The following is a 12,093-nucleotide window of genomic DNA, read 5'->3' on the forward strand; positions in this document are numbered from 1 at the left end:
GACAAAATAAAAAGCCCGCTCGAAAGCGGGCTCTTTGCTTTCCGGCGAACCGTTCGATCCGCCAAGCAAGGAAGCTCAGAAGCCCCAGTGCACGTCGGCCTGGCCGGCCTTCGCTTCGCGCAGCATCGTCAGGAACGGCGCGACGCGCTGGGCCAGGCTCGGCGGCACTTCGTGGTGCGCGTGGTCGGCTTCGTCCTCGTGGAAATGGCCGGCGTGCTCGGCGCGCTCCTGCTTCGCCTGCGCGACCGCGCCTTCCAGCTTGGCGATCGCGTGGTCCAGTTCGTCGTGCGTAATGACACCACGCTCGCCCAGTTGCTTGCCGACGAGACCCAGCACATACACGGCGAAATCCTTCAGCACGTCGAGATCCTGTGCCGCCTTGCTCTTGAACGTAATCATGACAATTCCCTTTTCATCTTGTTGTGCCTGCGCGGCGCGGTTGGGGAACGCCGGCAGACCGGCGTCCGGCCTCGCGGACGCGGGCCGCCTGAGCGGCATATTAGCACCTGTTAAAATTCTGCGATCCCTGAAACGCGCGCTTAAAAAGCGCGCCGGCGGGCCGGCGTTTCCGGCCGCCACCAACGAAGCCTTCTACCAGCATGCTGCCAGCACACAAACAGACCCTCGAAGCCCTGCTCGCGGATAGCGTCAAGCAGGTCGCACACGCGCTGAAAGGCGCCGACGCGGCATTCGTCGCCCCCGCCATCACGCTGGAGCGCCCGAAGGTCGCCGCGCACGGCGACGTCGCGTGCAACGTCGCGATGCAGCTCGCGAAGCCGCTCGGCACGAACCCGCGCCAGCTCGCCGAGCAGATCGTCGCCGCGCTCACCGCGCAGCCGGCCGCGCAAGGCCTCGTCGAAGCCGCGGAGATCGCCGGCCCCGGCTTCATCAACCTGCGCCTGTCGGCCGCCGCGAAGCAGGCGGTGATCGCCGCCGTGTTCGACCAGGGCCGCGCGTTCGGCACGTCGGATCGCGAGAAAGGCAAGCAGGTGCTGCTCGAATTCGTGTCGGCCAATCCGACCGGCCCGCTGCACGTCGGCCACGGCCGCCAGGCCGCGCTCGGCGACGTGCTCGCGAACGTGATCGCGAGCCAGGGCTACGCGGTGCACCGCGAGTTCTACTACAACGACGCGGGCGTGCAGATCGGCAACCTGGCGATCTCGACGCAGGCGCGCGCCCGCGGCCTGAAGCCGGGCGACGCGGGCTGGCCGGAAGCCGCGTACAACGGCGAATACATCGCGGACATCGCGCGCGATTACCTGAACGGCGAAACGGTCGCCGCGTCGGACGGCGAGCCGGTCAAGGGCACGGGCGACGTCGAGGATCTCGACGCGATCCGCAAGTTCGCGGTCACGTACCTGCGTCGCGAACAGGACATGGACCTGCAGGCGTTCGGCGTGAAGTTCGACCAGTACTACCTCGAGTCGTCGCTCTACAGCGAAGGCCGCGTCGAGAAGACGGTCGACGCGCTGGTCAAGGCCGGCATGACCTACGAGCAGGACGGCGCGCTGTGGCTGCGCACGACCGACGAAGGCGACGACAAGGATCGCGTGATGCGCAAGTCGGACGGCACGTACACGTACTTCGTGCCGGACGTCGCGTACCACGTGACGAAGTGGGAGCGCGGCTTCACGAAGGTGATCAACATCCAGGGTTCGGACCACCACGGCACGATCGCGCGCGTGCGCGCCGGCCTGCAGGGGCTGCACGTCGGGATCCCGAAGGGCTATCCCGACTACGTGCTGCACAAGATGGTCACGGTGATGCGCGACGGCCAGGAAGTGAAGATCTCGAAGCGCGCGGGCAGCTACGTGACGGTGCGCGACCTGATCGAATGGTCGGGCGGCGCGGCCGCGGGCCAGGAAGCGGCACCCGACCTGATCGACGAGGCGACCATCACGCGCGGCCGCGACGCGGTGCGCTTCTTCCTGATCTCGCGCAAGGCCGATACCGAGTTCGTGTTCGACATCGACCTCGCGCTGAAACAGAACGACGAAAACCCGGTCTACTACGTCCAGTACGCGCATGCGCGGATCTGCTCGGTGCTCAACGAACTGAAGTCGCGCTACAACGTGGACGTCGCGCAACTGCCGGGCGCGGACCTGTCGCAACTGACGAGCACGCAAGCGGCGTCGCTGATGCAGAAGCTCGCCGAGTATCCGGACATGCTCACGCACGCGGCGAACGAGCTGGCGCCGCACGCGGTCGCGTTCTACCTGCGCGATCTCGCTGGCGAATTCCACTCGTTCTACAATGCGGAGCGCGTGCTGGTCGACGACGAAGCGCCGCGCAATGCGCGCGCCGCGCTGCTCGCCGCGACGCGGCAGGTGCTCGAGAACGGCCTGGCGGTGCTCGGCGTATCCGCGCCCGCCAAGATGTAAGGATGTCCGCGCGGCCCCGAACCGGGCCGCGAATGGCTGCGGCAGCACCCGCCGGCGAATGCCCGCCGCCGGATGCTCGCCGCAGCCCTCTCACGATTCTTTTTGCAGGTGACTCAAGCAATGGCACAACCACGCCGAACTTCGAAGCAATCGAAACAAGCAGGAGGGACATTTCTTGGAATCGTGCTGGGCCTGATCGTCGGCCTCGCGATCGCCGTGGTGGTGGCGCTCTACATCACGCGTTCGCCGTCGCCGTTCGTGTCGAAGGTCGCGCCGCCGCCGGCCGACAACGGCGCGAGCCAGCCGCAGCAGTTCGACCCGAACCGCGTGCTGCAGGGCAAGACGCCCGGCCAGCCGGTGCCGCAGGCCGCGCAATCCGCGCCGCCCAACACCGCGCCCGGCCAGGCCGCGAACCAGACCCAGGGCGGCCTGCTGCCCGAGCCGCAGATCGTCGAAGTGCCGCCGTCGGGTAACGCGAACGGCGCCACCGGCTCGAACAACACCACCGCGTCGAACAATCCGTCGTCGGGCAACGGCGTCGCCGTCGCGCCGAAGCCGGCCGACACCACGCCGCCGAAGAAGACGCAGCAGGCGCAGCAACAGCAGCAAGGCGGCGAGGACGACCTCGCACGCTTCGCCGCGCAGAAGCAGGCGCAGCAGGCCGCCGCGCAAAAGCAGCAGCAACAGCAGCAGGCCGCGAACACGCCGAAGCCGACGTCGTCGGCCGCGGCCGCGGCGGCGGCAACGGCGAAGCCGCCGACCGCGAACGACGCGAACACCGGCTACTTCCTGCAGGTCGGTGCGTACAAGACGGAAGGCGATGCCGAGCAGCAGCGTGCGCGCCTGGGCTTCCAGGGCTTCGAATCGAAGGTGTCGAAGCGCGACGTCAGCGGCGTGACCTATTTCCGCGTGCGCGTCGGCCCGTTCTCGAAGTTCGAGGATATGAACTCGGCCCGTCAGCGCCTGTCCGATGCAGGTGTCGACACGGCGGTGATCCGCTTCACGAAGCAGTAAGCCAACCGGCCGCGCCCACGCAGAACCCGTTACGTTCCGTAACCCGAGCAACTGATTCGACGTTCACAACATGAAAAAACTGCTTAGCACGCTCCTTCTGTCCCTGGGTCTGGCCGCGGGCCTCGCGCAGGCCACGCCCGCCGCGCCGGCCGCCGGCAAGGACTTCGAGGTGATGAAGTCGCCGCAGCCGGTGTCCGCGCCGGCCGGCAAGGTCGAGGTCATCGAGTTCTTCTGGTACGGCTGCCCGCACTGCTACGAATTCGAGCCGACGATCGAGGCCTGGGTGAAGAAACAGGGCAACAACATCGACTTCAAGCGCGTGCCGGTCGCCTTCCGTGACGATTTCATCCCGCACTCGAAGCTGTACTACGCGGTGTCCGCGCTCGGCATCTCGGAGAAGGTCACGCCGGCGATCTTCAACGCGATCCACAAGCAGAAGAACTACCTGCTGACGCCGCAGGCGCAGGCCGACTTCCTGGCCACGCAGGGCGTCGACAAGAAGAAGTTCATGGACGCGTACAACTCGTTCAGCGTGCAGGGCGAGGTGAACCAGTCCGCCAAGCTGCTGAAGGACTACGCGATCGACGGCGTGCCGACGGTCGTCGTCCAGGGCAAGTACAAGACGGGCCCGGCTTACACGAACAGCATCCCGGGTACCGCGCAGGTGCTCGACTTCCTCGTGAAGCAGGTTCAGGACAAGAAGCTCTGATCCCCGCCCGCGCGCCGGCATGACTACTCCGCTGAAGGTCTTCATCACCGGCGCGTCGAGCGGCCTCGGCCTCGCGATGGCCGAGGAATACGCTCGCCAGGGCGCCACGCTCGCGCTCGTCGCGCGGCGCACCGATGCCCTCGATGCGTTCGCGCGGCGGTTCCCGAAGCTGTCCATCTCCGTCTATTGCGCCGACGTGCGCGACGCCGATGCGCTCGCGACGGCCGCCGCGTCGTTCATCGCCGTGCACGGCTGCCCCGACGTCGTCATCGCGAACGCGGGCATCAGCCAGGGCGCCGTCACGGGCCAGGGCGACCTCGCGACGTTCCGCGACGTGATGGACATCAACTACTACGGGATGGTCGCGACGTTCGAGCCGTTCGTCGGCCCGATGACGGCCGCGCGCCACGGCACGCTGGCCGGCGTCGCGAGCGTCGCCGGCGTGCGCGGGCTGCCCGGCTCGGGCGCATACAGCGCGTCGAAATCGGCCGCGATCAAGTATCTGGAAGCGTTGCGCGTCGAGCTGCGGCCGGCCGGCGTCGGCGTCGTGACGATCGCGCCCGGCTACATTCGCACGCCGATGACCGCGCACAACCCGTACCGGATGCCGTTCCTGATGGACGCCGACCGCTTCGCCGCACGCGCGGCGCGCGCGATCGCCCGGCAGCACGCGTTCCGCGTGATTCCGTGGCAGATGGGCGTCGTCGCGAAGGTGCTGCACGTACTGCCGCGCTGGCTGTACGACCGCCTGTTCGAGAAGGCGCCGCGCAAGCCGAAGGCCGGCGCGCACTGAGTGTGTCGCGGATCCGGCGCGCGTCGCGCGCCGGGGCGCGACTTGATCGTCGCGGTCGGATCGCGCGCCGCCGAGCGGATTCCCATCCTCCCGCATTCCCGCATTCCAGACGCCCTGCCACACCACGCGTCGCGCGTCGCTGGCGCGATCGTATCCGTTTCGTCGCTCGAGTCGCACCCCGCATTTGCCCAGCGCATCGCGATCGACTGTCGCCTCGACGCCGTCGCCTCGCGCATCGCTCCTAACCTGCCCGCACCGCCGCCCCAACACGCGTTTCGTCGCGAACGCAGCCGTTTGTCGCTCAATTCACCACGTTCCGGCGCCTTTTTCCACGCGTCGCGCGCTTTGACGGTATGCTATTTGCAAGCCGCGTCGGCCGCTCCTCGACCGCGCCGCGCCTGCCTCCGTCATCCAGCGAAAAACACACGCCACGTGGGAGATCCTATGCACGTCAAGCTGTTCGCCGCGGCCGCCGTGGCCACGACCCTCGCCGCCCTTGCCGCCCCCGGCGTCGCCGCCGCCAAGCCGCTCACCGTCTGCACGGAATCGAGCCCGGACGGCTTCGACGTCGTGCAGTACAACTCGCTCGTCACGACCAACGCATCGGCCGACGTGATCTTCAACACGCTCGTGTCCTACGACGAAGCCGCGAAGAAGGTCGTGCCGGCGCTCGCGGACAAATGGGAAGCAAGCGCCGACGGCCTCACGTACACGTTCCATCTGCGCCCGAACGTCGCGTTCCAGACCACCGACTATTTCAAGCCGGGCCGCACGCTGAACGCGGACGACGTCGTGTTCACGTTCACGCGAATGCTCGACGACGCAAACCCGTGGCACAAGGTGGCCGGCGCGAGCGGCTTCCCGCACGCGCAGTCGATGGGCCTCGTGAAGCTCGTGAAGTCGGTCACGAAGGTCGACGACAGCACGGTGAAATTCGTGCTGAACGAGCCGAACGCGACGTTCGTGCCGATCCTGACGATGGGCTTCGCGTCGATCTACTCGGCCGAATACGCGGACCAGTTGCTGAAGGCCGGCAAGCAGGCCGACCTGAACGCGAAGCCGATCGGCACCGGCCCGTTCGTGCTGAAGAGCTACACGAAGGACGCGCTGATCCGCTACGACGCGAACCCGACGTACTGGGGCACGAAACCGAAGGTCGACCGGCTGATCTATGCGATCACGCCCGACCCGTCGGTGCGCCTGCAGAAGGTGAAGGCCGGCGAATGCCAGATCGCGCTGTCGCCGAAGCCGCAGGACGTGCTCGCCGCGAAGGGCGAAAGCGCGCTGAAAGTCGTGCAGACGCCCGCATTCATGACCGCGTTCGTCGCGCTGAACACGCAGAAGAAGCCGCTCGACAACGACAAGGTGCGCGAGGCGCTGAACCTCGCGTTCGACCGCGCGACCTATCTGAAGGTGGTGTTCGACAATACCGCGACGGCCGCGAACAACCCGTATCCGCCGAACACGTGGAGCTACGCGAAGGACGTCGCGCCGTATGCGTACGATCCCGCGAAGGCGAAGCAGCTGCTCGCGCAGGCCGGCTTCCCGAACGGCTTCTCGACGACCATCTGGACGCGCCCGACCGGCAGCGTGCTGAACCCGAACCCGAAGGTCGGCGCGGAACTGCTGCAGGCCGACCTCGCGAAGATCGGCGTGAAGGCCGAGGTGAAGGTGATCGAATGGGGCGAGTTGATCAAGCAGGCGAAGCTCGGCCAGCACGACATGCTGTTCATGGGCTGGGCCGGCGACAACGGCGATCCGGACAACTACTTGTCGCCGCTGTTCAGCTGCAACGCGGTGAAGTCGGGCATCAACTTCGCGCGCTTCTGCGATGCGCAGCTCGACAAGCTGATCGCCGACGGCAAGTCGACCGCCGATCAGGCCAAGCGCGCGAAGCTCTATGAAAGCGCGCAGAAGATCATCCACGACGAGGCGCTGTGGATCCCGCTCAGCTACCCGACCGCGGCCGCGTTGACGCGCACCAACGTGAGCGGCTATCACGTGAGTCCGTTCGGACGGCAGAACTTCACGACGGTCGCCGTGCAGTAACCGTGCGTGGCGCGCAAGCGACGGCGTTCGCGCCGCTCGCTTGCGGCCCGCGCGCCGCGCTTGCTACACTGCGCGCCTATTCCTCATACCGGACGCCAGCCAAAGTGAACGACTAAGCCTTCCCGAAATGTTTTCGCCGCCCGTGCCACGCACGCCGCGCGCGAAGGTCTTCATGCATTTTTGGAGGTGCTTATGGCTGCAGCCACGCCCACCGGCGCGCTCGTCGCGCTTCATCACGTTTCCTTCCGCTTCGACGACGGCGTCACGCTGTTCGATTCGCTCGACCTGTCGATCGATCGCACGCCGACCGGCATCGTCGGCCGCAACGGCGTCGGCAAGAGCCTGCTCGCGCAACTGATCGCGGGGCAGCGCACGCCGAGCGCGGGGACGATCGAGCGGCATGCGCACGTCGTCTACGTCGCGCAGCAGCATGATCACGACCTCGACCGCGACGACGCGGCGGCCGGCCCGCCGACCGTCGCGCAGATCGCCGCGCTCGATGCGCCGCTCGGCGCGCTCGCGCGTCTCGCGGACGGCCGTGCGACACCGCACGACTTCGACCTGATCGGCGATCGCTGGGATCTCGCCGAACGCCTGCGCACGGCGCTCGACACGGCCAGCCTGCACGACGTCCACGCCGACACGCCCGCGCATGCGCTGAGCGGCGGCCAGCTCGCGCGCGTCGCGCTGATCGGTGCGCTGCTGTCGGGCGCCGGCCTGCTCGTGCTGGACGAACCGACCAACCATCTCGACACACCGGGCCGCGCGTGGCTGCGCGCGGCGCTCGACGGCTGGCGCGGCGGCGTCGTCATCGTGAGCCACGACCGTGCGTTGCTCGCCGGCGTGCAGCGCATCGTCGAGCTGACGCCGCACGGCGCGCGCTCGTACGGCGGCAATTACGCGCTCTACCGCGCGCAGCGCGACGCGCAACAGGAGGCCGCGCACGCGGCGCTCGACCATGCGCGCACCGAGCGCGGACGCGTGCGGCGCAGGCTCGAACAGGAACACGACACGATCCAGCGCCACGCGGCCGCATCGCTGCGCGACGCGAAGACGGCCAACCTGTCGTCGATGGCGCGCCAGAGCCGCAAGGGCGCGGCGCGCGCGATCATGGGAACGGTCCGGCGTCATCAGAGCGACTTCAAGGCGACGCTCGACATACGCGTGCAGGAAGCGGCCGCGCGCGTCGAAGCCGACGCGCCGGTGCTCGTCTCGCTGCCCGGCACGGAAGTCAGCGCGCGCCGCCAGCTGTTCACGCTCGAACGCGCGCGATTGCCGTGGCGCGTCGCGGGCGACGCCGACACGATCACGTGGTCGGCGAGCGGCGCCGTGCGCATCGCGCTGACGGGCCCGAACGGCTGTGGCAAGTCGACGTTGCTGAGGATGCTCGCGGGCGAGCTCGCGCCGCGCTCAGGTATCTGCACGACGCACGTGAGCGCCGCGTATCTCGACCAGCGGCTCGCGCTGCTCGACCCCGAACGCTCGATCGTCGAGCAACTGGGCGCGCTCGATACGCCGCTCGCCGAAGGCGACCTGCGCAGCCGTCTCGCGCTGCTGCAGCTCGACGCGGCGCGGGCGACGCAACCGGCGCGGCAACTGAGCGGCGGCGAACGGCTGAAGGCCGCGCTCGCGTGCGCGTTGTGGCGCGGCACGCCCGCGCAATTGCTGCTGCTCGACGAGCCGACCAATCACCTCGATCTCGAATCGGTGCGCGCGATCGAAGCCGCGCTGGCCGGCTTCCCCGGCGCGATCGTGGTCGCATCGCACGACGCCGCATTTCTCGCGGCGCTCGAACCGACGCACACGATGCAGTGGGATCGCGGCGGATGGCGTTACGAACCCGCCACATGAGTGAGGACTACGCTTGCTCGTCCGTCCGCGCATCGTCCGATGCGACGACAAACAGCCGGGCGAAAAGGCGCTCCGACGCACGCAAGCCTTCATCGGTGAGGACGACGGATTTCGCCTTGTTGGCCGGATCGCCGATCAGCCCGCGCTCGTGCAATCGATTCAACGCATGCCAATCGAAGCTTTTCCACGCGCGATTACCGTCGGGCAACGTCAGATGAAGAAGCGCGGGCACGGTGTCGTCGATAGCCCGCAGATCGATATTCATCTCCATCTACCCTCCCTTCCGCCGGCCGCATCACGCGCCGAGCTTCTCGAGCAGCTTGATGAAGTTGCGTTTCGCCCGGTATGTCTTGCGAATGGCTTCCAGTTCCGCGTCGAATGCCGCCTCCTGACGATGCGCAACCCGGAGCCCACGAATCTCGCGCACGATACCGAATGCCTCGTCGTACCGCGCACTGCCCGCGCCATGGTCGAGCGCGAACGGCAGATACCGGTGATACAGCGCGATCGCGTCATCCGGATGCGTCTTCGCGCGCGCCGCCGCCATCGTCGGCCATACGAGGGTATCGACCGGCCCACCCTGGAACGCCTCCCACGCTGCGTCGTCATCCCGCTCCGCAAGCAAAAGCTTCACCAGTTCGGTGCGCGGCGGCGGCTCCCAGCGCCGTGCGCCGACGCTCGGCCGCCCCGCCGATTCCCGCTCGCGGGCCAGCGACTGGAGATGCGAAACCGCACGCGCTTTCACGGCGGCGTCTCGCCTGATCCGCTTCGCGACCTTCATCAACGCGCGAAATGCATCCGCCGTCGGGTAATGCGCGAAGCGTTGCCACGCAAGCTCGTCCGCCCGATCGAACGCGCGTCGGCGCACATGCTCTTCGATGCAGAAGCCAAGCAGGCGGTCGTCGTGCCGATCCTTCAGCTCGCGCATCCCGCGTTCGGCCCATGCAAGCCCCTCGTCGAAACGACGGTGCGCCGCGCACAATTCGGCGATTTGCGCATACCGGTACGACGCCGACAGGTCCTTCGACCAGATGCGTATCAGCGCATCGACGTCGCCGTCATGTTTCGCGAGCGTCTCCATCGCATGTTCCAGATTGTGGCGCACCGTGTCATGTGCGTACTCGTCGCGCTTGTTCGCCGGCTGCGCGGGCAGCACGGCCCAACTCTCCTCTACCCGCTCCCGATAACGGTTCAATCCCGCGTCGCCCAGCGCCGGTGCGTACGCCGGCAGCACATCGCGGAACGTATCCCACTGGCCGCCGGCTTGCAGACGAAACAGCCGGTCGGCCAGCTTGATCGGATCCGGCCGCGTTTGAATGCACGCATCGAGATGCAGAGCGGCCAGTTCGCCGATGCCGGGCGCGACGCTGCCGTCCGAATCGTCGATCTGTTCGAGGCTCGCTTCCGCGTCGGCAATCGCCAGCTCTGTCAGCTCGACGACCTGCGCTGCATGGGCGCCCGCCAGTTGTCGGCGCAGCATGTCGGCGAGTTCAAACAGCCCTTCTCCAAAAATGTGCGCTTCGTCCCAGCCAAGCGGCCGCGACACACGGGCCATTTGCCGGACGGCGGTGCGCAGGCTCGCGATGTCGTCGGCATTCGCGGCACGTGCGTCGAACAGCAGCCTGTCGCGCAACGATCGGTCGCGCTCGGCCGCGTCGAGCAGGTAACGGCGCAACGCGTGCTCGTCGAGCGTCTCCAGATGATCGCGAATCAGCTCCGCGTGCGTCTTGCGCTTGCGCCGCGGCCGCGCCGGCTCGGGCGCTTCGTCGTGAAAGACCGTTTCGCCGCTGTCGCCCAGCCACGACAACGCAACCGCCACCGCATGCTTGCAGAACGCGCCGCCGTCACCGACCGGGCAATTGCACGCGTAGTCCAGCGTGTCGTCGTTACCCACCGCGAATGCGACGCGATAGCGATACGTGCCGCGCACGGTCGCCGACAGTTCGCCGTCGCGTTCGGTTAACCCCGAAACGGCGCCGTCGTGATGGTAAGCTCGGCCGCGCTCGAAGGATGTCGGGTCGGCCAGTGTCCGGATGGCCGACAGCGTGATGAGGTCGGAGAGACTGACATTGCGTGGCATGACTGATAGAGCGTATCGGGGCTGAATCGGAAATGATGGACAAACTGTTCCCACTCCGCAACCGGCGAACTCAGGCTCGCGCGAAGCGAATCACCCCGTCGTCTCCCTGCTCGCGCACGAGTTCGCCCGCGAGCCACAGCAGGTTCAGGTGCGCGAGCGCCTCGCCGAGCGCGAAGGTCATCTGGTGGATGTCGAGCTCGCGGCGGCGGAACATGATCGGCACGACGTCGGCCGCGCTCATCGGCTGCTCCGCGCACGCGACGCGCACTTCGGCCAGGCGCGCATCGTGGTGTTCGCGCAGTTGCGCGATGCGCGTGCGCACGCCGCGGAACGGCTTGCCGTGCGACGGCAGCACGAGCGTGTCGGGCGCCATCGTCTCGTAGCGGGCGAGCGATTCGAGGTACAGCGCGAGCGGGTTCGCTTCCGGTTCGAGATCGAACACCGACACGTTCGTCGAGATGCGCGGCAGCACCATGTCGCCGGAAATCAGCACGCCGTCCGCTTCGCTGTGGAGCGCGCAATGTTCAGGCGAATGGCCGAAGCCGGTAACGACGCGCCACGTGCGCGCGCCGATCGCCACCGCGTCGCCTTCGCGCAGGCGCCGGTAGCGCGGCGGCACGGCCGGCACGAGGTCCGAGTAATAGCCGCGGCGGTTGCGCAGCTGGTCGAGCGCGGCCGGATCGGTCAGCCCGTGGCGCGCGAAGTGCTCGGCGGCGGCCGCGCCGCCCGCGTTCGACCCGTTGCCGGCCGCCATCAGGCAGCCGAACATATATTCGCCCAGCGTCATCCACAGCCGCACGTTCCAGCGGCCCTTGTCGCCGCCTTCGCACAGCCAGTTCGCGAGGCCGAAGTGATCGGGGTGGCAGTGCGTGACGAGCACGCGCAGCACGGGCAGGCCGTCGAGATGCGCGTCGAAGATCTGCTCCCAGTGCGTGCGGATCGCATCCGACGCGATCCCGCAATCGACGATCGTCCAGCCGGCCTGCCCGTCGATCTCGTCGCGCAGCAGCCAGAGATTGATGTGGTCGAGCGAGAACGGCAGCGGCATGCGCAGCCAGCGCACGCCGGGCGCGACCTCGAACGTATCGCCCGCGGCGGGCAGCGTGTCGGCGAAGGGGTACTCGAGTTGGTGTTCCAGGGCGTTCATCGGTGGGGCGTCTCGTCGTTATCGGTGCGAATGCGTGCCGGCGGCAGCGCGCGGCGGGCGGTGCGTCGA

10 protein-coding genes are annotated in these 12,093 nt (G+C 67.8%); 6 read left to right on the forward strand and 4 right to left on the reverse strand.

Annotation, left to right across the window (positions count from 1 at the left end; all coding sequences use genetic code 11):
• Positions 1-75 precede the first annotated feature (75 nt).
• Positions 76-399 carry a DUF1840 domain-containing protein gene (locus tag QZM72_RS30690; RefSeq protein ID WP_006489103.1) on the reverse strand — a complete coding sequence of 108 codons (324 nt, stop codon included), beginning with the start codon at positions 397-399 and terminating at the stop codon, positions 76-78.
• Positions 400-599: 200 nt separating this feature from the next.
• On the opposite strand from QZM72_RS30690, the gene argS reads away from it, so the two are divergent.
• From argS to QZM72_RS30720, 6 genes are all read left to right on the forward strand, one after another.
• Positions 600-2,381 (forward strand): arginine--tRNA ligase, encoded by a 1,782-nt coding sequence (gene argS / locus QZM72_RS30695; protein ID WP_089468576.1) that lies wholly within the window; start codon positions 600-602, stop codon positions 2,379-2,381.
• Positions 2,382-2,501: 120 nt separating this feature from the next.
• Positions 2,502-3,395: an SPOR domain-containing protein gene (locus QZM72_RS30700; RefSeq protein WP_301739930.1), complete on the forward strand. Its 894-nt coding sequence runs from the start codon at positions 2,502-2,504 to the stop codon at positions 3,393-3,395.
• A 70-nt stretch (positions 3,396-3,465) separates the two neighbouring features.
• A complete protein-coding gene (locus tag QZM72_RS30705; protein WP_089468578.1) occupies positions 3,466-4,104 on the forward strand; it encodes a thiol:disulfide interchange protein DsbA/DsbL in 639 nt (212 codons plus the stop codon).
• Between the two features lie 19 nt (positions 4,105-4,123).
• Positions 4,124-4,897 carry an SDR family oxidoreductase gene (locus QZM72_RS30710; protein WP_089468579.1) on the forward strand — a complete coding sequence of 258 codons (774 nt, stop codon included), beginning with the start codon at positions 4,124-4,126 and terminating at the stop codon, positions 4,895-4,897.
• Positions 4,898-5,341: 444 nt separating this feature from the next.
• Complete coding sequence (locus QZM72_RS30715) at positions 5,342-6,946, forward strand: ABC transporter substrate-binding protein (RefSeq protein ID WP_089468580.1); 1,605 nt, start codon at positions 5,342-5,344, stop codon at positions 6,944-6,946.
• 192 nt (positions 6,947-7,138) lie between these two features.
• Positions 7,139-8,797: an ABC-F family ATP-binding cassette domain-containing protein gene (locus QZM72_RS30720; RefSeq protein ID WP_089468581.1), complete on the forward strand. Its 1,659-nt coding sequence runs from the start codon at positions 7,139-7,141 to the stop codon at positions 8,795-8,797.
• Between the two features lie 7 nt (positions 8,798-8,804).
• Here the strand turns inward: QZM72_RS30720 and QZM72_RS30725 are convergent, their stop codons facing one another.
• From QZM72_RS30725 to QZM72_RS30735, 3 genes are all read right to left on the reverse strand, one after another.
• Positions 8,805-9,062: a DUF6429 family protein gene (locus QZM72_RS30725; RefSeq protein ID WP_301739973.1), complete on the reverse strand. Its 258-nt coding sequence runs from the start codon at positions 9,060-9,062 to the stop codon at positions 8,805-8,807.
• A gap of 30 nt (positions 9,063-9,092) precedes the next feature.
• Positions 9,093-10,877 (reverse strand): SWIM zinc finger domain-containing protein, encoded by a 1,785-nt coding sequence (locus QZM72_RS30730; RefSeq protein ID WP_301739931.1) that lies wholly within the window; start codon positions 10,875-10,877, stop codon positions 9,093-9,095.
• 70 nt (positions 10,878-10,947) lie between these two features.
• Positions 10,948-12,024 (reverse strand): MBL fold metallo-hydrolase, encoded by a 1,077-nt coding sequence (locus QZM72_RS30735; protein WP_301739932.1) that lies wholly within the window; start codon positions 12,022-12,024, stop codon positions 10,948-10,950.
• Positions 12,025-12,093: the final 69 nt, after the last annotated feature.

Origin of the sequence: Burkholderia sp. AU45388, from assembly GCF_030481585.1 — a bacterium.
In the GTDB taxonomy this organism is placed as follows: Bacteria; Pseudomonadota; Gammaproteobacteria; order Burkholderiales; family Burkholderiaceae; genus Burkholderia; species Burkholderia sola.

What these genes read in the sequence shown, in the direction of transcription:
- QZM72_RS30690 (WP_006489103.1), bottom strand. Translation starts at nt 399, where the DNA reads ATGATTACGTTCAAGAGCAAGGCGGCACAGGATCTCGACGTGCTGAAG.
- argS (WP_089468576.1), top strand. Translation starts at nt 600, where the DNA reads ATGCTGCCAGCACACAAACAGACCCTCGAAGCCCTGCTCGCGGATAGC.
- QZM72_RS30700 (WP_301739930.1), top strand. Translation starts at nt 2,502, where the DNA reads ATGGCACAACCACGCCGAACTTCGAAGCAATCGAAACAAGCAGGAGGG.
- QZM72_RS30705 (WP_089468578.1), top strand. Translation starts at nt 3,466, where the DNA reads ATGAAAAAACTGCTTAGCACGCTCCTTCTGTCCCTGGGTCTGGCCGCG.
- QZM72_RS30710 (WP_089468579.1), top strand. Translation starts at nt 4,124, where the DNA reads ATGACTACTCCGCTGAAGGTCTTCATCACCGGCGCGTCGAGCGGCCTC.
- QZM72_RS30715 (WP_089468580.1), top strand. Translation starts at nt 5,342, where the DNA reads ATGCACGTCAAGCTGTTCGCCGCGGCCGCCGTGGCCACGACCCTCGCC.
- QZM72_RS30720 (WP_089468581.1), top strand. Translation starts at nt 7,139, where the DNA reads ATGGCTGCAGCCACGCCCACCGGCGCGCTCGTCGCGCTTCATCACGTT.
- QZM72_RS30725 (WP_301739973.1), bottom strand. Translation starts at nt 9,062, where the DNA reads ATGAATATCGATCTGCGGGCTATCGACGACACCGTGCCCGCGCTTCTT.
- QZM72_RS30730 (WP_301739931.1), bottom strand. Translation starts at nt 10,877, where the DNA reads ATGCCACGCAATGTCAGTCTCTCCGACCTCATCACGCTGTCGGCCATC.
- QZM72_RS30735 (WP_301739932.1), bottom strand. Translation starts at nt 12,024, where the DNA reads ATGAACGCCCTGGAACACCAACTCGAGTACCCCTTCGCCGACACGCTG.